This is a genomic window from Pseudomonas sp. GM84, assembly GCF_000282535.1.
Taxonomy (GTDB): domain Bacteria; phylum Pseudomonadota; class Gammaproteobacteria; order Pseudomonadales; family Pseudomonadaceae; genus Aquipseudomonas.
Genome location: NZ_AKJC01000097.1, coordinates 1 through 22,243 on the forward strand (window position 1 = coordinate 1; position 22,243 = coordinate 22,243).

The 22,243-nt window shown below is 65.4% G+C and carries 20 protein-coding genes; 6 read left to right on the forward strand and 14 right to left on the reverse strand.

Going from position 1 to position 22,243, the window contains the following annotated elements:
* The 4 genes from PMI38_RS08470 to PMI38_RS08485 form a co-directional block, all read right to left on the reverse strand.
* On the reverse strand, positions 1 to 963 hold a 963-nt coding region (locus PMI38_RS08470; RefSeq protein WP_043273264.1), incomplete at its 3' end, for a prenyltransferase/squalene oxidase repeat-containing protein.
* A complete protein-coding gene (locus PMI38_RS08475) occupies positions 960 to 2,276 on the reverse strand; it encodes an AMP-binding protein (protein ID WP_008092752.1) in 1,317 nt (438 codons plus the stop codon). The genes PMI38_RS08470 and PMI38_RS08475, both read right to left, overlap by 4 nt.
* 265 nt (positions 2,277 to 2,541) lie before the next feature.
* Positions 2,542 to 3,681 (reverse strand): glycerate kinase, encoded by a 1,140-nt coding sequence (locus tag PMI38_RS08480; RefSeq protein WP_008092754.1) that lies wholly within the window; start codon positions 3,679 to 3,681, stop codon positions 2,542 to 2,544.
* A 112-nt stretch (positions 3,682 to 3,793) separates the two neighbouring features.
* Entirely contained in the window at positions 3,794 to 4,891 is a 1,098-nt protein-coding gene (locus tag PMI38_RS08485) for a sugar diacid recognition domain-containing protein (RefSeq protein WP_008092757.1), read from the reverse strand.
* A 163-nt stretch (positions 4,892 to 5,054) separates the two neighbouring features.
* Here PMI38_RS08485 and PMI38_RS08490 point away from each other — a divergent pair, with 163 nt between their 5' ends.
* The 3 genes from PMI38_RS08490 (at position 5,055) to PMI38_RS08500 (ending at position 9,268) form a co-directional block, all read left to right on the forward strand.
* On the forward strand, positions 5,055 to 6,383 hold the full coding sequence (locus tag PMI38_RS08490; RefSeq protein ID WP_008092759.1) for an MFS transporter: 1,329 nt from the start codon (positions 5,055 to 5,057) through the stop codon (positions 6,381 to 6,383).
* A 260-nt stretch (positions 6,384 to 6,643) separates the two neighbouring features.
* Positions 6,644 to 8,164, forward strand: coding sequence for an FAD-dependent oxidoreductase (locus PMI38_RS08495; RefSeq protein ID WP_008092762.1), 1,521 nt, complete (start codon positions 6,644 to 6,646; stop codon positions 8,162 to 8,164).
* 93 nt (positions 8,165 to 8,257) lie between these two features.
* Positions 8,258 to 9,268, forward strand: coding sequence for an aldo/keto reductase (locus PMI38_RS08500; protein ID WP_008092764.1), 1,011 nt, complete (start codon positions 8,258 to 8,260; stop codon positions 9,266 to 9,268).
* Positions 9,269 to 9,400: 132 nt separating this feature from the next.
* On the opposite strand, the gene PMI38_RS08505 is transcribed toward PMI38_RS08500, so the two are convergent.
* From PMI38_RS08505 to PMI38_RS08550, 10 genes are all read right to left on the reverse strand, one after another.
* Complete coding sequence (locus PMI38_RS08505; protein ID WP_008092766.1) at positions 9,401 to 9,613, reverse strand: cold-shock protein; 213 nt, start codon at positions 9,611 to 9,613, stop codon at positions 9,401 to 9,403.
* A gap of 149 nt (positions 9,614 to 9,762) precedes the next feature.
* On the reverse strand, positions 9,763 to 10,743 hold the full coding sequence (locus tag PMI38_RS08510) for an LLM class flavin-dependent oxidoreductase (RefSeq protein WP_008092768.1): 981 nt from the start codon (positions 10,741 to 10,743) through the stop codon (positions 9,763 to 9,765).
* A gap of 99 nt (positions 10,744 to 10,842) precedes the next feature.
* Positions 10,843 to 11,754: a LysR family transcriptional regulator gene (locus PMI38_RS08515; RefSeq protein ID WP_008092770.1), complete on the reverse strand. Its 912-nt coding sequence runs from the start codon at positions 11,752 to 11,754 to the stop codon at positions 10,843 to 10,845.
* Between the two features lie 64 nt (positions 11,755 to 11,818).
* Positions 11,819 to 12,493, reverse strand: a complete 675-nt coding sequence (locus PMI38_RS08520; RefSeq protein WP_008092772.1) for a TraX family protein — start codon at positions 12,491 to 12,493, stop codon at positions 11,819 to 11,821.
* A 3-nt stretch (positions 12,494 to 12,496) separates the two neighbouring features.
* Positions 12,497 to 13,582: a metal-dependent hydrolase gene (locus tag PMI38_RS08525; protein WP_008092774.1), complete on the reverse strand. Its 1,086-nt coding sequence runs from the start codon at positions 13,580 to 13,582 to the stop codon at positions 12,497 to 12,499.
* 201 nt (positions 13,583 to 13,783) lie between these two features.
* Positions 13,784 to 15,034, reverse strand: coding sequence for an OprD family porin (locus tag PMI38_RS08530; protein ID WP_008092775.1), 1,251 nt, complete (start codon positions 15,032 to 15,034; stop codon positions 13,784 to 13,786).
* Between the two features lie 55 nt (positions 15,035 to 15,089).
* On the reverse strand, positions 15,090 to 16,289 hold the full coding sequence (locus tag PMI38_RS08535; RefSeq protein ID WP_008092778.1) for a benzoate/H(+) symporter BenE family transporter: 1,200 nt from the start codon (positions 16,287 to 16,289) through the stop codon (positions 15,090 to 15,092).
* 164 nt (positions 16,290 to 16,453) lie between these two features.
* A complete protein-coding gene (catA, locus tag PMI38_RS08540; protein WP_008092780.1) occupies positions 16,454 to 17,368 on the reverse strand; it encodes a catechol 1,2-dioxygenase in 915 nt (304 codons plus the stop codon).
* Positions 17,369 to 17,402: 34 nt separating this feature from the next.
* Positions 17,403 to 17,693 (reverse strand): muconolactone Delta-isomerase, encoded by a 291-nt coding sequence (gene catC / locus PMI38_RS08545; RefSeq protein ID WP_008092782.1) that lies wholly within the window; start codon positions 17,691 to 17,693, stop codon positions 17,403 to 17,405.
* A 17-nt stretch (positions 17,694 to 17,710) separates the two neighbouring features.
* The gene (locus PMI38_RS08550) at positions 17,711 to 18,832 is read right to left on the reverse strand and encodes a muconate cycloisomerase family protein (protein ID WP_008092783.1); all 1,122 of its coding nucleotides are present in this window, start codon (positions 18,830 to 18,832) and stop codon (positions 17,711 to 17,713) included.
* Positions 18,833 to 18,966: 134 nt separating this feature from the next.
* On the opposite strand from PMI38_RS08550, the gene PMI38_RS08555 reads away from it, so the two are divergent.
* The 3 genes from PMI38_RS08555 (at position 18,967) to dsdC (ending at position 22,215) form a co-directional block, all read left to right on the forward strand.
* Positions 18,967 to 19,839 (forward strand): LysR family transcriptional regulator, encoded by an 873-nt coding sequence (locus PMI38_RS08555; protein WP_008092786.1) that lies wholly within the window; start codon positions 18,967 to 18,969, stop codon positions 19,837 to 19,839.
* 125 nt (positions 19,840 to 19,964) lie between these two features.
* Positions 19,965 to 21,299, forward strand: coding sequence for a D-serine ammonia-lyase (locus PMI38_RS08560; protein WP_008092788.1), 1,335 nt, complete (start codon positions 19,965 to 19,967; stop codon positions 21,297 to 21,299).
* A 4-nt stretch (positions 21,300 to 21,303) separates the two neighbouring features.
* On the forward strand, positions 21,304 to 22,215 hold the full coding sequence (gene dsdC, locus PMI38_RS08565) for a DNA-binding transcriptional regulator DsdC (protein ID WP_008092790.1): 912 nt from the start codon (positions 21,304 to 21,306) through the stop codon (positions 22,213 to 22,215).
* Positions 22,216 to 22,243: the final 28 nt, after the last annotated feature.

A 22,243-nucleotide genomic window follows, 5' to 3' on the forward strand; every position in this document is an offset into this window, starting at 1 on the left:
GGCAGCCGCCGTTGTGAGGACATCGGCGGCCGTGTCTGCCTGGCGATAGGTGAAGCCGCCCTGGGGCATCGCCAAGGTGGCGATGAACGCTGCCACGTCATCGGCCAGGTGCGCAACCGGCTCGCCCAGCGCCTTGAGCGAACCCACCGCGCAGAAGGCAGCCCAGACATCCTCGCCGTCGTAGCCGGCCCAGCGCACGAAGGCACCGCTCGGGCCGCGCAAGCCGTCGATCCACGCGACGCAGCGCTGGCGACCCAACGGTTGCGCCTGCAATGCCGCGAGGCTGGCCGTGGCGCGATAGGTCGCCCACAGGCACGGCACGTCTGCGGCTTCGCTGAAACGAAAGCCGCCACAGTCCATCTGCTGCGCCTGCAGCCAGCCGATCAGCTGCGGCAGGTCCCATTGCGGCGCTGGCAGCCCTTGACGTGCCAGGGCACGCGCCGCCATCACGCCGTAGAAGCAGGCGCGGGTGTCGGCCAGGTTGCGCCGGGCGAAATCGGCCGACCAGCTCAGGCCGCCGTTGGCGCATTGCAGGCCCTCCAGCCAGGTATACAAGGGTGCGGTGTCCAGCACCTGGCCCTGGCACACCTCGATCAAGGTGCGCAGCGCATAGTGGCTGGCCCAGACGTCTGCCGTCTGGCCAGGGCACATGGCATACGCATCGCCATCGAACAGTGTATGGAGCCAGGCAGCGGTCTGGTCGCTGCGCTCGACAGCAACACCCAGGTCCTTGAGCGTTTCGGTGCAGTAGAACGTTGCCCAGGCGTCGGACGGCATGCCCTTGCTCCAGGCAAAGCCGCCATCGCGGTTGCGCCGGGACTGGATGTAAGCCTGCAATGCCGGAGCGTCGACCTGCTCAAGCCTTTCGGTCCAGGCCAAGGTGCGTATCGCTGCATAGGTGCACCACAAATCAGGCTGGCCGTTGACCATGCCCTGCCCTTGCGGAAAGCGCGGTGGCGTCATTGCTGGCCCCCGACAAAACGCAGGTTGGTCTTCTTCCAGCTCTTTTGCGAAGCGCCGCTCTTGTTCAGGGCGGAGAGGTTGTTGACGAACAGCACACGGCTCCAGCGCAGGCCCATCTGTTGCACGGAGCGTTCGATCAATCGGGCTTGCAGGTGGGGTTCCTGGCTGCTGTCCCAGCTCACGTCACGCTCGAGAATCAGCGCGGCGCTGTCGCTGCGGCGATCGACTTCGATGACATAGCCGGTGGCATCACAGGTGCCGTACACCACCTCCTCGACCGCACGGATCTCCAGACCGACACCGCCCACGACAATGCTGTCGTTGTCGCGCCCGTTGATCAGCACGGTCGGGCTCGCCCTACCGGGCTCCCATGGCGCGGTGATGGTTACGCTGTCACCGGTGTCCAGGCGCAGCAGCGGGCGCGCATAAAGGTTGAGTGGCGTGACAACCAGCCGGCCGGTCAGGCCTTGCGCCGGGGTGACCAATCGGCCGTCGGGCAACAGCAGTTCGAAATAGTTGGTCGCGGTGGCCAGGCGCATCTGCTGATCATCGCCCAGCGCCGCCAGGGTGCCGGTTTCGGTACTGCCGTAGCTGGCGTCGAACACCTCGCACTGCCACCAACGGGCCAGGCGCTCACGGAACGGCTGGGTGTTGACCTCGCCGAGCAGCATGATCGAGTGCACCGACTCGGCGAACGCCTGCAACAGCTCGCGCTGTTTCAGGTAGCGGGTCAGCTGCACCAGCACACCGGGGGCGATGAACATCACGCTGGGCCGGTAGGTCGCGAAGGTGCTGCACACCCGCTCCCAGTCGGTGATACCCGTGGTGAACGGGTATAGCCGCACGTGGGATATGTCCAGGTATTCGCAGACGTTGGCGATCAGGTCACCCACCGGAACAATGTCCGAGGGCATCAGGTTGGCCACCCGCGCGCCGGGGCGCAGCACCGAGCGCCAGTGGCTGGCGACGCTGACCGCGTTCCAGATGATGTCCTCTTTGAGCCGCGGTGTCGGCGTCGGCTCGCCGGTGGTGCCGGTGGTGGCGTAGTACTTGGCGGCTTCGCCAAGTTGCACCGTGCAGAAGTTCAATGGCTGGGCCTTGAGCAACGCCTTGGGTGTCGGCGGCAATTGTTCGAATGCCGCGAAACTGTAGTCGCCGATAGGTGCATAGTGGGCGCTTTGTTGCGCGCGCCCCCAGACGGCCTGCAACTTGCGGTGATAAAAATCGGTGTCGGGAATATGCCCAACTTGCTGCTCAAGCTCGCGCTGTGCGGCCTTCAGCACACCGTAATCCTGGTCGCTGTGAACTAACATCGACTCGCCCCTCTCGAAAAAGTGGCGCTGAGAATTGGCGAGCGGAGGGCGCAAGTAAAATATTAATTTGCGAGTGGCGGTGATAGTTGCAAAGTATTATTCAGCAGTCTCTACCGTTTATTCTGATTCATAAACAGGAAAACCCAACCGATAGCTGTCGATTGGGTTCCTGTTTATCGTCTGATATCAGACAAAGATATTTATTGTATTTGCAAAGCCGCATCAGCCCGGAAAGATGCGCCATCGGCGGTAATGCCCCAGCGCTTCAAGGCCGTTTGGCGCTACGCCAGAGCCGGGCGATATCGCTGGCACGCGCTTGCAGTAACGTCGCGGCGTTTGCACAGGCTTGCTCCAGGCTCATCGGCCCGCTAACCAGGGCGAAGGCAGCATCGATACCCTGGGCATACAGCTGCTGATACCCCTCCCCCAATGTCCCCGCCAGCACCACCACCGGCACCCCATGACGCTTGGCAACCCGTGCCACGCCCATCGGCGTCTTGCCACGCAGGGTCTGGGCATCGAAGCGCCCTTCGCCGGTAATCACCAGGTCCGCGCCTTTTACCAAGGCATCCAACCCGGCCAGTTCGGCCACCACCTCGACCCCAGGGCGGAACTGGGCGCCCATGAACGCCTTGGCCGCAAAGCCCATGCCGCCCGCCGCACCGCAGCCGGGGAACTCACGCACATCCTCGCCCAACAGCTGTGCGCAGTGATCGGCGAAATGGCTCAGCGCCTGGTCCAGCGCCTGCACCTGTTCGGGGTTCGCGCCCTTTTGCGGGCCGAAGATCGCCGAGGCGCCGTTGGGGCCGCACAGCGGGTTGTCGACGTCGGCCGCCACTTCGATCTGAACCTCGGCCAGGCGTGGGTCGAGGTCGCCGGCATCGATGCGCGCCAGGCGGGCCAGGGCCAGGCCGCCCTCTTCCAGGGGTTGGTCGTCGGCATCCAGCAAGCGCAGGCCCAGGGCGCGCAGCATGCCGCTGCCGCCGTCGTTGGTGGCGCTGCCGCCAATCGCCAGGACGATGCGCTGGGCGCCGGCAGCCAGGGCGGCCGCCATCAGCTCACCGGTGCCCCAGGTGCTGCTGCGGCAGGCATCGCGCTGCCCGCTGGGCACCAGCTGGATGCCACTGGCCTGGGCCATCTCGATGATCGCCGTGCGGCTCTCGGCCAACCAACCCCAGCCGGCCTCCACGTTCTGCCCCAGCGGCCCGCGCACGGTCTGGCGGCGCAATTGGCCGTGGCTGGCGGCGACGATGGCCTCCATGGTGCCTTCACCGCCATCGGCCATCGGGCACTCGACCAGCTCAGCCTCCGGCAAGGCCTCGGCCAGGCCTGCGGCGATGGCGCGGGCGACGCCGGCGGCGTCGAGGCTGTCCTTGAACGAGTCGGGGGCGATGACGATTTTCATGGGGCTTCTCCTGAGCAGATAGCGGCATGCTGACAGCTACCGGATTGGACGGCCTCGGTCGGATGCACAAAATGCCCAGCCGGTTGTTTGGGCAAATGCCATTGAGCGCCGCTCAATCCGCCGGCAACAACTGCAGCCCCAGGTACAGGCTCAACATCCCTTCCAGGCGCAACGGGTCGACTTCGCTGAGTTCATTGATGCGTTCCAGGCGGTAGCGCAGGCTGTTGCGGTGGATGCCCAGGGCATCGGCGCAGGCCTGGCTCTGGCCATCGTGTGCGCACCAGGCGCGCAAGGTGGCGATCAATTGCCCACTGGCGTCCTTGGCGCGGATGCGCTGCAGCGGTTCCAGCAGCTCATCCAGCGCATCTTCGTTGCGATGACGCCACAGCAGCGCCGGCAGGCGGTAGCGGGCCAGGCTCAGCAGCTGTTGATCGGGCAGCACTTCGCGCCCGTAGGCCAGCAGGTCGCGCACCCGCCGATAGCCTCGGCGCAGCTGCTCCAGGCTTTGCGCCGGGTTACCCAGGGCCAGGCGCTGGACCTCCCAACCGCTGCGCAGCAGGCGCTCGACCAGCCGTTCTTCGTCCAGCACCGGCCCGGCCGGGCGGCACCACAGCAGCGAATCCCGCGCGGGGCTGACGCACCAGCTGTCGGGGTAGCGGTTCATCAACCAGGCCGCCAAGGTTTCGCTAGGCGGCCCGGCACGCAGTTCGAACAGGCAGGGCACGCGGGGCAGCTGTGGCTTGAGCCCCAGTTGCTGGGCCTCGTCCAGCAAACGCGGCGAATCACCCGTGCCGCCCAGCAGCAGGGCCAGCAGGTCATCGCAGCGCTGGCGCCGCCACTGTTGCTCCACCTGCAGGTGGCGCTGGGCAAGGAGCATCTCGGCGGTCATGCGTACCAGTTCGCCATAGGTGCGCAGTTGCTGCGGCTCCCCGGTCAGGCCGAGCACGCCGATCAGTCGACCATCGAGCATCAACGGCAGGTTGACCCCAGGCTGCACGCCCTTGAGGCATTTGGCCGCATCGGCATCGAGCTCGACGATGCGGCCATTGGCCAGAACCAGCTGGGCGCCCTCGTGGCGAGTGTTGATGCGCTCCGGCTCGCCACTGCCCAGGATCAGCCCCTGGCTGTCCATGACATTGACGTTGCACGGCAAGATGGCCATCGCCCGATTGACGATATCCTGCGCCAGGTCATGGTCCAGTTCGAACATTGAGCGATCCTATGGCGTGTTAGGTTTTGTTCTGAGGCACAGCGGCCCGCACGATACGCTGTGCAAAAGCACAAAGACAGGCGCGTCGCACTCCCCGAGACTCGTCACGGTGAGCGCCGGCACAGGCGACGCGGCGACAACCATAACAACAGAGATCACGATCATGGCACACAGCCCTGCCCCTGACCAAGGCACCCAGAGCACCCGCAACGCGCTATACCGGCGCATCACGCTGCGCTTGATTCCGTTCATTTTCATCTGCTACCTGTTCAACTACCTGGACCGCGTCAACGTCGGCTTCGCCAAGCTGCAGATGCTCGATGCACTGAAGTTCAGCGAAACTGTCTATGGCCTTGGCGCCGGCATCTTCTTCATCGGCTATGTGCTCTGCGGCCTGCCCAGCAACCTGGCGCTCAACCGCTTCGGCCCACGGCGCTGGATCGCGGCGATGATGATCGTCTGGGGCAGTTTGTCCACCTGCCTGCTGTTCGTCACCACACCCACCGAGTTCTATACCCTGCGCCTGCTGACCGGCGCCGCCGAGGCCGGGTTCTTCCCGGGCGTGGTGCTGTACCTTTCGCGCTGGTTCCCGGCTGACCGTCGTGGCCGCATCATGGCCCTGTTCATGTCGGCGATCCCGGTCTCGGGCCTGCTGGGTGGGCCATTCTCCGGCTGGATCCTCGAACACTTCGCTGCCGGGCAACACGGCCTGGCCGGCTGGCAGTGGATGTTCCTGATCCAGGGCGTGCCGACCGTGGTACTGGGCTTCCTGGCCATCGGCCTGCTCAGCGACGGCTACCAGAAAGCCGCCTGGCTGAGCCCGGCCGAACGCCAGCTGATTGCCGCCGACCTTGCGGCCGACGTTGCGAGCAAGCCCAGCACTACCGGTGACAGCGTGCTGGCCGTGCTGACCAACCCGCTGATCTGGACTTTCGGCTTCGTCTACTTCTGTATCCAGAGCGGCGTCTACGCGATCAACTTCTGGCTGCCGTCGATCATCAAGAACATGGGCTTCGACAACCCGCTGCTGATCGGCTGGCTGAGCGCCATTCCGTACCTGCTGGCCGGGGTGTTCATGATCCTTTGCGGCCGCTCGGCGGACCTGCGCAACGAGCGCCGCTGGCACCTTGTGGTGCCGATGCTGATGGGCGCGCTCGGCCTGCTGATCGCGGTGAACTTCGCCGGCAACCCGACCATCGCCATCCTTGGCCTGTCGATCGCCACCATGGGCGCGCTCACCGGCCTGCCGATGTTCTGGCCGATGCCGACCGCGCTGCTCAGTGCCAGCGCCGCCGTGGCGGGCCTGGCGATCATCAACTCGGTGGGGCAGATGGCTGGGTTCCTCAGCCCGTACCTGGTGGGCTTCATCAAGGACCAGACCGGTTCGACCGATGCGGCGCTGTATTCGCTGGCAGCGTTGATCGTGCTGGGTAGCCTGGTGGCCCTGCGGGTTACCCGGGCGGGTGCGTTGAAGGCTGTTCGGGCCAGTTGAAGTAAAAAGGGGCCGCTTTGCGGCCCTTTCGCCGACACCCGATATTGCAGGCAACACAGAAATCCCGTGGGAGCGGGCTTGTCCCGCGAACCAGGGCGAAGCCCTGGCCATCCACCGCGGTGTTTCCTTCGCGGGACAAGCCCGCTCCCACAGTGTCCCTACCGGTACATGTTCCGGCCCAATCGCCGATCGTCAGATCAACGCATCCCTTCCAAAGCCCAGGCGTCAAATGGTTCCAAAGCCCCCTTTGGAGAACCTCCATGACCCAGCACGCCGTGGCCCGCCTCGAACAGCTCGATCCCAAGCGTCCTCTGCGGGTCCAGGCTGGCAACGAAGAACTGATCCTGATTCGCCAGGGCGACCAGGTGCATGCCTACCAGGCCAACTGCCCGCATGCCGGTGCCCCGCTGGAAGAAGGCGTGGTCTGCAACGGCCTGTTGGTGTGCCCTTGGCACAAGGCGGCCTTTGCCGTCGACGAAGGGGCCGTGTGCGAACCGCCAGCGCTGGTCGACCTGCGCCGCTACAAGGCATGGGTGAAGGATGGCCAGGTCTGGGTCGATGATCAGCCGCTGGCACGCGCCGACTCACCCCGCCACAGTGATGCCCGCTGCTTTGTCGTGATCGGTGCCGGTGCTGCGGGCTCGGCGGCAGTTGCCACGCTGTTGGCGAACGGCTTTGCCGGCAAGCTGATCTGGCTCGATCAGGAGCGCCAACCTGCCTACGACCGCACGGCACTGAGCAAATTCGTGATCGCGGGGCAAATGCCCGTGGACGAAGTGCCGGCCCTGCTGGAGGCTGATCAGTTGCGCCAGGGCCAACTGGAACGGCGCGTCGGCAAGGTGCGCACGCTGGATGCGAGCAAGCGCCAGATCACCCTGGCCGACGGCCAGCGCATCGACTACGACGCCGCGTTGCTGGCCACCGGCGGCAAACCGCAACGCCCCGACATCCCCGGTGCCGACCTGGCGGGCGTGATGACGCTGCGCTCGCGTGAGGATGCCGCGCGCCTGCTCGATGCGACCGAGCCGGGCCAACCAGTGGTGATCGTCGGCGACGGCTTCATCGGCCTGGAGGCCGCCTCGGCCCTGCGCAAGTATGGCGCCCAGGTGCATGTGGTCAGCCGCCATCAGGTGCCGCTGGAGAAACAGCTGGGCGAACGTATCGGCCGTTGCATCCGCGAGGTGCACGAACGCAAGGGCGTGGTGTTCCATGGCCCTACCGAGGTGGTGCGTTTCTGCGGTGAGGGCCAGGTAGACGCCGTGCTGCTGGCCAATGGCGAAACGCTGCCTACGGCACTGGTGCTGCTGGGCACCGGGGTCAAACCCGCCACGGCCTTCGTCCAGGGTGTGCCGTTGCACGCCGATGGCGCGTTGCAGGTGGATGCCGAACTGCGGGCTGCCGACGGCTTGTGGGCCGCCGGCGATATCGCCCGTTTTCCGCTCGCCGGCCACCCGGTGCGCATCGAGCACTGGCGCCTGGCGCAACAACACGGGGTGATCGCCGCGGCCAACATGCTCGGGCAACAGCGCCGCTATGCCGACGTGCCGTTCTTCTGGACCTACCAGCACGGGCGGACCTATGAAGTGCTGGGGCATGCGCAGCACTGGGACGACATCGTGTTCGTCGGGGCGCCGGAGCAAGGCGACTTCATTGCCTTGCAGTGCGTGGGCGAGCAGGTGGAGGCGGTAATCGCCAAGGGCTACTCCGATGCCATGGCGCTGTTGTCGCAACGGATGAAGCGGCCGCTGAGCCGCCAGCAGGCCCTCGAACTGATCGGTTGAAGCCGCCGTTCCACCCACAAGCGCCGCCCTTTAAAAGGACGGCGCTTGTGTGTAAAACAGACGTTTCCACCTCAGTGCACAGGATGTTCCAGCATGATCTACCGCCCCCTCGGCCACAGCGGCCTGCAAGTTTCCGCGCTCACCCTTGGCAGCATGATGTTCGGCGAACAGACCAGCACCGAGGATTCGTTGCGCATCATCGACAAGGCCTGGGACCAGGGCATCAACTTCATCGACACCGCCGATGTGTACAACGCTGGCCGTTCCGAGGAAATCGTCGGTGAGGCGGTGGCACGCCATCGCCAGGACTGGATCGTCGCGTCCAAGGTCGGCATGGGGCCGACCGATGGCCTGCCCAACCGCAGCGGGTTGTCGCGCAAGCACATCTTCAATGGCATCGACGCCACGCTGACGCGCATGGACATGGACTACCTGGATATCTATTACCTGCACCGTGAAGATCACAAAGTGCCGCTGGAAGAAACGGTGCGGGCCATGGGTGACCTGCTGCAGCAGGGCAAGATCCGCTACTGGGGCGTGTCCAACTACCGCGGCTGGCGCATCGCCGAGATCTGCAACATCGCCGAACGCCTGGGCGTGGCCAAGCCAGTGGTCAGCCAACCTCTGTACAACATCGTCAACCGCCAGGCCGAGCCCGAACAGCTCACCGCTGCCGCCTGCCATGGCCTGGGCGTGGTGCCGTTCAGCCCGCTGGCCCGTGGCGTGCTCAGCGGCAAGTATGCACCGGGCGTGGCGCCCGAAGCCGGCAGCCGCGCGGCGCGCCAGGACAAGCGCATCATGGAAGTGGAGTGGCGGCAGGAGTCGCTGGCCATTGCCCAGCAGATTCAGGCGCATGTGCAGGCCAAGGGCGTGGGCATGGTCGAGTTCGCGATTGCCTGGGTGATTAACAGCCAACTGGTGAGCTCGGCGATCGTCGGGCCGCGCACCGAGGCGCAGTGGGATACCTACGCCGGGGCGCTGGAGGTGAAGATCACCGCAGAAGATGAAGCCTTCATCGACTCGCTGGTGACGCCGGGGCATGCCTCGACGCCTGGGTTCAACGATGTGGTGCATTTCGTCGGTGGGCGGTTGGCGCGTAGCTGATCGAAGGAGCACCGCCCGCAATTCGACTATGCAAACGAGGCCGAGGGGCTGCTGGCATTTCCAGCAGTTTCAGGGCGGGACAGTCGAAAACAAGAAAGGGCCCGCAAGGGCCCCTCCTCTTGAAGCTGTCGACTACTCGAGACGTACTTGAGCGGCCTGCATACCCTTTTGCCCCTTTTCAGCAACGAAGCTGACAGTCTGGCCTTCTTTCAGGGACTTGAAACCCTCTGACTCGATGGCCTTGAAATGAACGAACAGGTCGTCACCACCACCCTGCGGGGTAATGAAGCCAAAGCCTTTTTCATCGTTGAACCATTTAACGGTTCCGGTCTGTCTGTTGGACATGCGCTGAATCCTCGGTTACTGGCTGCGTGTTGCCTCGGCTGTACTCGCATTACCTGACAAGTCTCGGCCCTGTCAGAATCAGCCTTTCATGCAAAAGATGCCACTGACATTTTCTCGGGGCAACTACCCAACCCTCCCGCACCGACCGCTCAGCCCAATGAGTTCAAGGCCTGGGCCGCAAACGCATGTGAGCGTAAACGTGCCAGCGGATCGTGAATTCGGCAATCGATCATGAGTTCATCGGCACGCGTCTGCGCTAAAAGCGAACGCAGCCCTTCCCTTACCCGCGCCGGACCACCGGCGATGGTGCAGGCCATCACTTGATCAAGTACCGCGCGTTCCTGGGCTGGCAGGCTTTCGACATACCCTTCCTGGGGACTGGGCAGCAGGCCAGAACGGCCGACGTGCAGGTCCAGCATCCACTTGCGATGCGAACTGGCATGGTAATCGGCTTCAGCGTCGCTGGCGGCGGCAAACAGATTCACCCCCACCATCACATAGGGCTTGGCCAGCTGTGCGGACGGCTGGAAATTCCCCCGGTAATGGGCGATGGCCTGCAGCAAGAACCGCGGGGCGAAGTGCGAGGCGAAGGCATAAGGCAAGCCCAACTTGGCAGCAAGGTCGGCGCCAAACAGGCTGGAGCCGAGGATCCACACCGGCACTTCATGCGTACCAGGCACGCCGCGCACCTGGCGCTTGCCGTTGTCGGCCAGGTAGTCGCGCAGTTCGGCGATGTCCTGGGCAAAATCACGCTCCGGGGCGGCGCCGCGCAAGGCGCGCACGGTCGGCCCGGAGGTACCGGGCGCGCGGCCAAGGCCCAGGTCGATACGGCCAGGGTGCAGGGTGTCGAGGGTGCCGAACTGCTCGGCGACCACCAGCGGTGCATGGTTGGGCAGCATGATGCCGCCGGCACCGACACGGATCTGTTGCGTGGCGTTGGCGATCTCGTTGATCACAAGCGACGTGGCGGCCGAACCGATACCGGGCATGTCATGGTGCTCGGCGATCCAGTAGCGGCTGTAGTCAAGCTGCTCGACATGGCGAGCCAGTTGGCGGGATTCTTCGATCGCGTCGGCGAAGGTCTTGCCCTCGCCGATCATGACCAGATCCAGTACGGACAGGGCTGTCATGGGGTCTCCAGATGGATTATCGGTGACGCCAGTTTCCGCGCTGGTTCGCCTGGGATAAACCCGGCTTCAGGCCCCACATACGGTCCGTGCAGTCCCCAATCAGTCCTCCCAGGGCACGCCTTGCTCCCAGGTCGCCACCAGCAGATCGATGAATCCGCGTACCCGCGGCGACAGGTGCCGCTTGCTGGGGTACACCACCCGGATCGGGTCCGCAGGGGGCCTGTAGCTGTGCAGCACCTCCACCAGCGTGCCGGCCCGCAGGTCGTCGCCGGTGATGTAGGTAGGCAGGTGAATCAGGCCGAAACCGGCTCTGGCACCGTCGAGCATCGCCTCGGAGCTGTCGATGTTCAGCCGCCCGGGCTCTTCGCACAGGTGCAGCCCTTCGGCGCTGTGGAAACGCCACGGCATCGACTTTTCGCCCGACAGGAAGGTGATCTTGTCATGCGCGTAGAGGTCCGCCGGCACCTGTGGCACACCGTGCTGACGCAGGTAGTCGGGCGCAGCGCAGGTGACGAACTGCTGCCATGCTACCGTGCGGGTCAGTAACTGCGAGTCTTCCTTGGGCACGCCGATGCGCACCGCGACGTCCACGCCCTCTTCCACCAGGTCGACGAACCGGTCGGTGAAGCGAATGTCGGCACGTAGCGCCGGCCACTGCTTGAGGTAGTCATCGAGAATCGGCAGCACATGGCGTTGGCCGAACGACAGCGGCGCGGTCAGGCGCAGGGTTCCGGTGGGCTTGCCACGGCGCAGGGCCATGGTGCTTTCCACCTCGTCGAGGTCGTCGAGAATCTGCCGCCAGCGCTCGTAGGCCACCAGGCCCTCGTCGGTCAGGCTGAGTTTGCGCGTGGTGCGATTGAGCAGGCGCACGGCCATGCGCGCTTCCAGGCGGGCGATGCTCTTGCCCACGGCCGAGCGGGTCAGCCCCAGGCTTGCCGCTGCGGCCGTGAAGCTGCCGGCCTTCACGGCGCTGACGAAGGCGGCGATGTCGCCGAAGCGGTTGGGTTCCATGACGGGCTCCTGCAGGTAATCAAGACCCGCTTAGATGGGTGCGAATCGGCGGCATTGCAAGGATTCACATCAGTGCTTTGATGACCAGCAGATGCACAGGGTAGAACAGGTAGCCCCAGCGCCGCACGGCAGGCACACGCCAATGGTCTTGCCTCAGCAGCAGGCAACCGCAGGGGATGGCCAGTAGCGCAGCGGCCATCGTCAGCAAGGTGGGCAGCGCCAGAAGGTGCCCGCGCAGCCAGGGGTTGGTCAGGTTGGCCGCCACCGCCAGCACGCAGGGCAACAACCAGGTCAATCCGCCCAGGCGGCGCGCCAGCAACCAGCCCGCCGGCAGCAGCACACCTGGCAGGCCATACATCAACTGCTGGCTGCACAGCAGCCCCAGCAAAGCGGCTGCAAGCCCGGTCAGGCGAGCCCACAGCGCGGTATGCTGCACGCCCCAGGCGAACAGCAGGCCCAGCGCCAGTGTCGGTATCACGCTGAACGTCTGTGTGTCTGTGTCCAGCCAGCTATAGGGCCCTTCGGACAGGAGGGCGAAGGCGAACATCCAGCCGAAATAACGTGCAGGGATATCTTGGGTGCGCGCCACGTTGGCGGCAATGGCCAGGCAGAACAGCGGAAAAGCCAGCCGTCCGACAATGAACAAGCTATCAGCGTCCGGCCACAGGAACCGCAGATGATCGGCGACCATGGTCAGGATCGCCACCCACTTGACCAGGTCCAGCCCCGCCGAGCGCATACGTCAGCGCCCAGGCTCGGCGGTCTGGCCCATGTACCGGGTCGTCCAGGCCGCCAAAGGCAGTGGCGGTTGCTGATCGAGGATGCGCCGCCAGATCAAGGCCAGGTCGTGGCGGTCGAACATCGGGCCGACCCCCGCCCCCACCCAGCGGCTCGGCGTCTCGGCAACCCAGTGCCCCTGGCTGTCGCGATGGGCCATGTTGAAACGGAAGGTGTAGTTGCCTGGGATGCCCATGCGCAAGTCGGTGACCACCAGCGCATTGCCGATCTGGTCGTAGCGCAGCCAGTCATCGGTGAACCAGCGCAGGCGCTGCAGCAAGGGGGCGCCCTTGATCTCGTCGGCGGCCTCCAGGTTCAACGGCAGGCGCTGCATTTCCGGCGGCTCCCGGTCGAACCCGCTACTGACACCTTCGTAGTAATAGCCATCCGGGGTCTTGGCCAGCACCCGCCACACCAGGCTGTTGAAGGCTATCGGCACGGCACGCACTTCGCTCGTGGCGACCCCTTGTTGATCGAGGGCAGCCTGGAAGCGCTGTTCGGCGGCCATGCGCCCGACCAGGCCAAAGCCCAGATAGGCGGTGCTGAACAGCAGCGCCAGGCTCATGAAACGCAGCGCCTTGCCGTTCACGCCCTTGACCGCGGTGTAGAGCACGGCCGCCAGCAGCGGCACGGTGTAGAGCGGGTCGATGATGAACACCGCCGCCCAACTGAGCGGAGTGGACTGCAGCGGCCAGAACAACTGGGTGCCGTAGACCGTGAAGGCATCCAGGATCGGGTGGGTCACCAGCACCAGCCAGAAGGCCAGGAACAGCCGTGGCAGCGTGTAGCCCTTGGCGGGCCAGCGCGTTCGGCCGAGCCGGTCGACCAGCACGGCCAGCAGCAAGGCCAGGCCCGTCAGGACGAAGATCGAGTGAGAGAACCCCCGGTGATAGGTCATCTGCGATACCGGGTCGGCGTAGCGGATGACCACATCGAGGTCCGGCACGGTGCCCAGGGCGGCGCCGTAGATGAGTGAGCGACGGCCCTGGAGGCGGCCGAGCACCGTGCCTTGGAGGGCGGCGCCTAGAACGGCTTGGGTGATGGAGTCCAAGGGAAGGCTTCCTGAAGGGGCGATGTAGGAAACCTAACCCTGGGAAGTGGGATGGTGCAAATGCAGGTGTGTGACAACTGATAGCAAGTTCACCTTATGGCCCTATCGCCGGCAAGCCGGCTCCCACAGGTTCACCACAATATGTGGGAACTGTGATCCTCCTGTGGGAGCCGGCTTGCCGGCGACAGGGCCGCTGATGCCTCAGAACAACTGCCAGGTGTACACCAGCGTCAACCGGTTCTCATCGATATCCGTGCGGTAATTGGACCGCGCCATGGCATTGCGCACGCGAATCCCCAGCCCTTTGAGCACCCCGCTCTGCACCGCATAGCCGATATCCAGGTCGCGCTCCCGATCCTTGCCTTCATAACCCGACCCGGTATCGACGTTATTGCCGGTGATATAGCGCACCGTCGCCGTCAGCCCCGGAATACCCATGGCTGCGAAGTTGTAGTCGTAGCGCACCTGATACGAACGCTCGTCGGTGTAGGCGAACTCATAGGTCGGCACCTCGTTGCCCAACGGCGAAATGTTGGCGAACACCCGCGGAAACGGGCTGTCGCCATAAATGCCCTGGTAGCCCACGTGGAAGCTGTGGCCACCGCGCTTGGCGGTCAGCAGCGAAAAGAACGCCTGGTTGTCGATGTTGCCCAGCAACGCATCACCGTCCTCCCGCGCCGTGAAGTAGCCGAGGTTGGCACTGAGTACCCAGTCCCCCACGGGCTTGCTGTGCTTGAAACCGAGAAAGCCCTGCGCGTAGATGTCCTCAAGCTGCCCGTACCACAGGCTGACACTGCTCTGGTTGGCATTGAACGCGTAGTCGCCCCCCAGGTAGTTGAAGCCATCGCTCTCGGCCTGGCGCTGTGGCACGTGGCCGAGCATGGCGTTCATCTTGCCGTCGCCGCCCTCGTTGCGCAGGTGCGTCGTCCTCAGATGCCCGGCCTGCAGCGTCATGCCCTCCAGCTCCGACGCGCTCAGGCTGACGCCCTGGTAGGTCGGTGGCAGCAGGCGGATATCGCTGAAGGTCAGCACTGGCAGGTTGGGCTGCAACTCGCCAATGCGCAGTTCGCTCTTCGACAGCTTGGCCTTGAAGGTCGGTGCCAGGCGGCTGTACTCGTCGGCGGCGCGGCCATCGCCGTGCACCGGCAGCAGGCCGGTATTGACGCGGTCCGGGCTGCTGTCGAGCTTGATGCCAAGCAGGCCCAGCGCGTCCACGCCAACGCCGACGGGGCCTGGGGTGTAGCCGGACTTGAAGTCGAGGATGAAGCCCTGGGCCCACTCTTGGGCCTTGGACTGCTGATTGGCGCCGACAATGTCAGAGTAATCACGGCTGAAGTAGTAGTTGCGGGCGCTGAGGCTGGCCTTGGCGTCCTCGAAGAAGCCGCTTTCGGCGGCCAGCAGCGGTTGGCTGAGCAGGGTCAGCCCGATGGCGACGCAGGGGGTTTGGTTCATTCCGAAGCTCTCTTGATCTTGTTGTTATGGGTAAAGCGTTGGGAATACGGCGGTCTCAGGGGTTACGGCGCAGGGCCTCCACGGTTTGTGGCCGGCGCACGCCGAGCAGCGCATGGGCCAGCAGGCCGAACAGCAGCCCCCAGAACGCGGCCGACAGGCCGAGGAAGGACACACCCGAAGCGGTGACCAGGAAGGTGAACAGCCCGGCATCGCGTTCGCGGGGCTCAGCCAGGCTACGCACCAGCGCCTCGCTGATGGCGCCGTACAAGGCAAGGCCGGCCAGTGCAGCGATCAGCGCGGCAGGGAAAGCCGCGAACAGCGACATCAGCGTTGCCCCGGCGATGCCCAGCAGCAGGTACAGCACACTGCCCGCGACGGCCGCGACATAGCGTCGACGCGGGTTTTCATGGGCCTCAAAGCCGGTGCACAGGCTGGCAGTGACCGCCGCGAGATTCAGGCCATGGCAACCAAACGGCGCCAGCAGCGCGCCGCCCAAGGCGCTGGCGCTGATCAGCGGGCTGGCCGGCGTGGCGTAGCCGGCATTGCGCAGCACCGCCATGCCCGGCATGAACTGCCCGGTCAATGCCACCAGGACCATCGGCAACGCCAGGCTGAAGACCGCCGCCAGGCTGAACTGCGGGGTGATCCACTGGGGCGAGGCCAGCTCAAGGACCAGCGCCTCGCTTCGGAACGCGCCGCTGGCAAAGGTCACGACGGCGCCGACACCCAGCACTGCGGCCACGGCGTAGCGCGGTTGCAGCCTGCGCATCAGTACGTAGGTGACGAACATGGCCAGCACCAGCCCCGGCTGTAGCGGCAGCGCACGGAATACTTCGCTGCCGAAACTGAACAGGATGCCGGCCTGCATGCCGGCGGCGATCGAACCGGGCAGGCGCGCGATGAGGCGGTCGAAGGCCCCGCTGATGCCGATCAGCAGCAGGACCAGGTTGGCGATCAGGTACGCGCCCACCGCCTGCGCAAGGCCAAGCTGGGGCAAGGCGCTGACCAGCAGTGCGGAGCCTGGGATCGACCAGGCGACCACGACCGGCACGCGGTAGTGCAGGCTGAGCACGGCGCCCAATACGGCGCTGCCCATGGACACGGCCCAGACCCAGGAAGACAGCAGGCCGTGGGAAAGGCCGGCGGCTTCGGCGGCGTGGAAGATGATGACCAGCGGGCCGGCGTAGGAAATCATCGTCGCGATGCAGCCGGCGACGACGGCGGACAGGGAGCAGTCCTTGATCAGGGTTTTCATCGGGCCTCGCGCAGGGCATCGGCCGGCCTCGGTGGCTGGCGCGCTTGTTCTTGTGGTGCCTGCTTCGCGGGACAAGCCCGCTCCCACAGGTATGACGCCGTTTTCAGGTGCAGCGGTGACCCTGTGGGAGCGGGCTTGTCCCGCGAAGAAGTCAGCGCGGTGCGTCAGGCCTCCTGCAATGCCCGAGGCCGCCCGCTGCGCTGCTCATCGGCGCTTTCCTGGGCCTTCTGCAGCTGGAAGTCGAACTTCAACTCGGCATAGCGCCCCTCGCCGCCCTCACGGAACACCACCTCCCCCACCAACCCATCGCGGGTGGCATAGGCAAAGTCATCCCACAGGTACTTGTCGCCAGAAAGGTTGATCTGCGTGGTCAGGTGGCGATGCCCCGGCGCAGAAATGAAGAAGTGGATGTGCGCCGGCCGCTGGCCGTGGCGACCGAGCAGGTCGAGACATTCCTGGGTCGGCCCCTGCGGGTCACAGCCATAACCCGACGGCACGATGGAACGCGCCCGGTAGCGGCCCTCGGCATCGGTGACGATGCGCCGGCGCAGGTTGTACGCGGACTGGCTCTGGTCGAAGAACGAATAGGTGCCACGGGTGTTGGCATGCCACAGGTCGACGGTGGCACCGGCCAGCGGCTGGCCGGCGGGGTCGAGTACCTGGCCTTCGAGGAACATGACCGTGGCCACGCCCTCCTCGCTGCCATCGTCCATGCGGACTTCGCCTTCGGCCAGGGGGGCACCGGCCACATACAACGGGCCTTCGATGGTGCGCGGGGTGCCGCCGGCCAGGCCGGCTTCGGCGTCCTTGGCATCCTGCAGCAGGTCGAGGAAGTGCTCGATGCCCAGGCCCGCCACCAGCAACCCGGCCTCCCCGCGCCCGCCCAGGCGGTTGAGGTAGTCCACCGCATGCCAGAACTCGTCCTCGCTGACCTCCAGGTCTTCGATCAGACGCGCGGTATCCTGCAGCACGCGCTGGATGATGCGCTTGAGGCGCGGGTTGCCCTGGTCATTGCCGAAGCCTGCGGCTTCTTCGAAAAACGTCTGTACATCGGCAGTGTGGGAAATCTTCACGGTCATGGTTGCGTACCTCTTGTTCTTGTGCGGATGAAAGTCAGCGGTCGTCGGCATGGATCGACGAAGGGTGGCGGCAGAGGCCGTCGACCTCGATGTCCATGTACGGGAACAGCGGCAGCTGCATCAGCGTGTCGTGCAGCGCCTCGACGCTGGGCACGTCGAACACGCTGTAGTTGGCGTAGTGCCCGGCGATGCGCCACAGGTGGCGCCAGGTGCCCTCGCGCTGCAGGCGCTGGGCCAGTTCCTTTTCATCCGCCTTCAGTTGCGCGGCCTTGGCCGGGTCCATGTCGACCGGCAGTTTCACGGTCATCTTCACGTGGAACAGCATGGGGTTCTCCTTTTCGGTTATCGGCGGGCGAAGCGCGCAAGGCGGGCTTCGTCCAGGCTCAGGCCCAGGCCCGGGGTGCGCGGCACATGCAGCTGGAAGTCGTGGTACTGCGGCGGCTCGTTGACGATTTCTTCGGTCAGCAGCAACGGGCCGAACAGCTCGGTGCCCCAGGTCAGCTGGCGCAGGGTGAGGAAGGCGTGGGCCGAGGCCAGGGTGCCGACCGAGCCTTCGAGCATGGTCCCGCCGTACAGGGCGATACCGGCCGCTTCGGCGATCTGCGCGGTGCGCAGCACGGCGCGCGGGCCGCCGTTCTTGGCGATCTTCAGGGCGAAGATGCTGGCAGCACCGTCGGCGGCCAGGCTGAAGGCGTCCTCGACGCTTTCGATGGATTCGTCGGCCATGATCGGCGCCGGGCTGCGCTGGTTCAGGCGAATCTGCCCGCCGCGGTTGATGCGCGAAATCGGCTGCTCGATCAGGTCGATGCCGTTGTCGCCCAGCACCTGGCAGGCGCGAATGGCCTGGGACTCGTCCCAGTACTGATTGACGTCGACGCGCACGCTGGCGCGCTCGCCCAGCTCGCGCTTGATCGCCACCACGTGCTTGAGGTCCTGCTCCAGCGGGTTGGCGCCGATCTTCAGCTTGAACAGCCGGTGGCGGCGGATTTCCAGCATGTGCTCGGCCTCGGCGATGTCGCGGGCGGTGTCGCCGCTGGCCAGGGTCCAGGCCACTTCCAGGCTGTCGCGCACGCGCCCGCCGAGCAGTTCGCTGACCGGCAGGCCCAGGCGCTTGCCCTGGGCGTCGAGCAGCGCGCTCTCGATGCCGGACTTGGCGAAGGTGTTGCCCTTGGCCAGCTTGTCGAGCTTGAGCATGGCGGCGTTGATGTTGTCGGCCGGCAGGCCGATCAAGGCGGGCGCGAGGTGCGCGTCGATGTTGGCCTTGATGCCCTCGGGGCTTTCGTAGCCGTAGGCCAGGCCGCCGATGGTGGTGGCCTCGCCGAGGCCTTCCACGCCGTCGCTGCATTTCAGGCGCAGGATCACCAGGGTCTGCTGTTGCATGGTGTGCATCGCCAGCTTGTGCGGGCGGATGGTCGGCAGGTCGACGATTATCGCGTCGATACGCTCGATCAGGGCGTTTGTCATGGTTCCAGGGTCCCGTGAAATCGGGCTGCAGGGCGCAGATCCGATACTACATTTACTTGATTATTCAAGCATTGCGCGAGACCCTGAGGGCCGTCCAATATCAAATGAATCTCCCACCATACCCAGGAGGTCTGATGGAGCTGCGCCACCTTCGCTACTTCAAGGTCCTGGCGGAAACCTTGAACTTCACCCGCGCCGCCGAGCTGCTGCACATCGCCCAGCCACCGCTGAGCCGGCAGATCGGCCAGCTCGAGGAACAGCTCGGTACCTTGCTGGTGGTGCGCGAGCGGCCGCTGCGCCTGACCGAAGCCGGGCGCTTCTTCTATGAGCAGACCTGCACCCTGCTGCAGCAGTTGGACAACATCAGCGACAACACCCGGCGTATCGGCCAGGGCCAGCGCCAGTGGCTGGGCATCGGCTTTGCCCCGTCGACCCTGTACACCGTGCTGCCGGAGCTGATCCGCGAGCTGCGCCAGGACAGTGAGCTGGAGCTGAGCCTGAGCGAGATGACCACCTTGCAACAGGTCGAGGCCCTGAAAAGCGGCCGCATCGACATCGCCTTCGGCCGCATCCGCATCGACGACCCGGCCATCGTGCAACAGGTGCTGCGCGAAGACCCGTTGGTGGCCGTGCTGCCCAAGGGCCATGCCCTGGCCGGCGCGCCCCTGTCGCTATCGCAGCTGGCGCGGGAGGCCTTCATCCTCTACCCGGCCAACCCCCGGCCCAGCTATGCCGACCACATCCTGGCGCTGTTCGCCCACCACGGCATGAGCATCAAGGTCAGCCAATGGGCCAATGAATTGCAGACCGCCATCGGCCTGGTTGCCGTTGGCCTCGGTGTGACGCTGGTGCCGGACTCGGTGCAGCGCCAGCACCGCACCGATATCGAGTACGCCAGCCTGCTCGACAGCAGCGCGGTCAGCCCGATCATCCTCAGCCGACGCAAAGGCGACATGAGTCCGATGGTGCAACGCTGCCTGGCGTTGATTGCGCAACAGGCCGACTGACCCTAACGTTGGGTTTCACATGACGCAGCATCATCCACGTCCTGACGAGCGATCGTTTGCCAGGCCTCGGTCGCTGTTTTCTAATGCCTGCGAACGACCAGACAGCCCCCCAGGAAGCGCCTGCAATGATTCACGGAAAAACCCCAGCTCAATGGTGCGCCTCACACCCCTTGATCGAGGACCTGATGGCGCTGCGGGAAACCCAATGGTTCAACCCCGCCATCGCCCCCGCGGCCGAAGCCCTGGGCGACGTCGGCCTGACGGCGGCCGACGTGCAGGCCGCCAGTGCCCGACTGCAACGCTTCGCGCCATACCTGGCGACGGTGTTCCCGGACACGGCGGCCAGCGCCGGGATCATCGAATCGCCTTTGCGGCCACTGCCCCACCTGCAGCGCAGCTTGCTGCAAGAGGCTGGCCTGGCGCCTGCCGGCGCGCTGTGGCTCAAGGCCGACAGCGAACTGCCGATTTCCGGTTCGATCAAGGCCCGTGGCGGAATCCATGAAGTCCTCAAGCATGCCGAGGACCTGGCCCTGGAAGCCGGCCTGATTACCCTGGAAAGCGATTACCGGGTGCTGGCCGACGCGCCGGCGCGGCAGTTCTTCAGCCAGTACAAGGTGGCGGTCGGGTCCACCGGCAACCTGGGTCTGTCGATCGGCATCATGAGTGCCAAGCTCGGTTTTCAGGCCACCGTGCACATGTCGGCCGATGCCCGGCAGTGGAAGAAGGACAAGCTGCGCGCCAACGGCGTGACCGTGGTCGAGCATCAGTCGGACTACAGCGTGGCGGTGGAACAAGGGCGCCAGCAAGCGGCTGGCGACCCGCTGTGCTACTTCGTCGATGACGAGAATTCGCCGCACCTGTTCCTCGGTTATGCCGTGGCCGCCGAGCGTCTGGCACGGCAATTCGAGGACCAGGGCATCGCGGTCGATGCCGAGCACCCGCTGTTCGTCTACCTGCCCTGCGGCGTTGGCGGCGGGCCTGGCGGTGTGGCGTTCGGCCTGAAGCTGGTGTTCGGTGACCATGTGCATTGCCTCTTCGCCGAGCCCACCCACTCGCCGTGCATGCTGCTGGGGGTCTACACCGGCCTGCACGATGAAGTGTGCGTGCAGGACTTCGGCATCGACAACGTCACCGCCGCCGACGGGTTGGCGGTGGGTCGCCCGTCCGGCTTCGTCGGCAAGGCCATGCAGCGTCTGCTCGACGGTTATTACACAGTGACCGACGAGGAGCTCTACCGCCTGCTGGTGCTCGCCCACGACCAGGAGCAGGCGCGCCTGGAACCCTCGGCGCTGGCCGGTGTGCCGGGCATGGTGCGGGTGTTGCAGGCCGCCCCTTACCTTGACCGCATGGCGCTGTCGCCGGCGCGCCTGGCCAATGCCACGCACCTGGTCTGGGGCACCGGCGGCAGCATGGTGCCTGCCGAGGAATACGCGGCCTACCTGGCCAAAGGCCGGAGCTGACGGGATGCGCGAGCTCAGCGGTGCCCACCTGGCCAACCTGCATACCTTCCTGGTCGCGGCGCGGCACCTGAGCTTTGCCCGGGCCGCCGATGAGTTGTGCCTGACCGCCAGTGCGGTCAGCCACCGCATCGCGCGGCTGGAGGACGAGCTGGCGCTGAAACTGTTCCAGCGCCTGCCGCGCAGGGTGGTGCTGACCGAGGACGGCGAGCGCGTCTATCGCACCATGCAGCAGGCCATGGACGCGCTGACCGAAGCGGTGCAGGCACGCTCGGACGAACAGGTGGCCGGGCAACTGACGTTCCATGTGCGGCCGTCGGTGGCGCAGTGCTGGCTGGTGCCGAAGCTTGCCGATTTCACTGCCCGCTATCCGGATATCCAGCTGGATATCCGCGTGGGCAACGAGCGTATCGACTACCGCACGCGCCAGGTCGACCTGCTGCTGTGCTATTCGGACGGCGAACATCCCGGGTTGGTCAGTACGCGGTTGATGCCCGAACGGATTGCCCCGGTCTGCTCGGCGCAGTACGCACGGCAGCTGGGCCTTACGGATAACCTGGGCGCCTTGGGCGACAGTACCTTGCTGCACGATGTGGCGGCCTGGGACAACGCCGCCTTCGATGCCGAGTGGCAGTTGTGGATGCGTGCAGCGGGCTGGCACCGGGCGCTGCCGTCGCGCTTTCTGACCTTCGACCGCTCCGACCTGTGCAGCCTGGCGGCCATGCACCATGCGGGTATTGCCATGGGCCGCGAGCAGTTGGTGCGTGAGCGGGTGGCCAGGGGTGAATTGGTGCTGCCGTTCGGGGATTTCTTGCAGGTGGGCAAGCAGGGTTATTACCTGGTTCATCCGCGGCATGAGCCGATGCCACGGCGCTTGCAGGTGCTGATCCAGTGGCTCAAGGACGTTGCCAGCCTTTGAGGTGGCTTTGCCGGCCCTATCGCCGGCA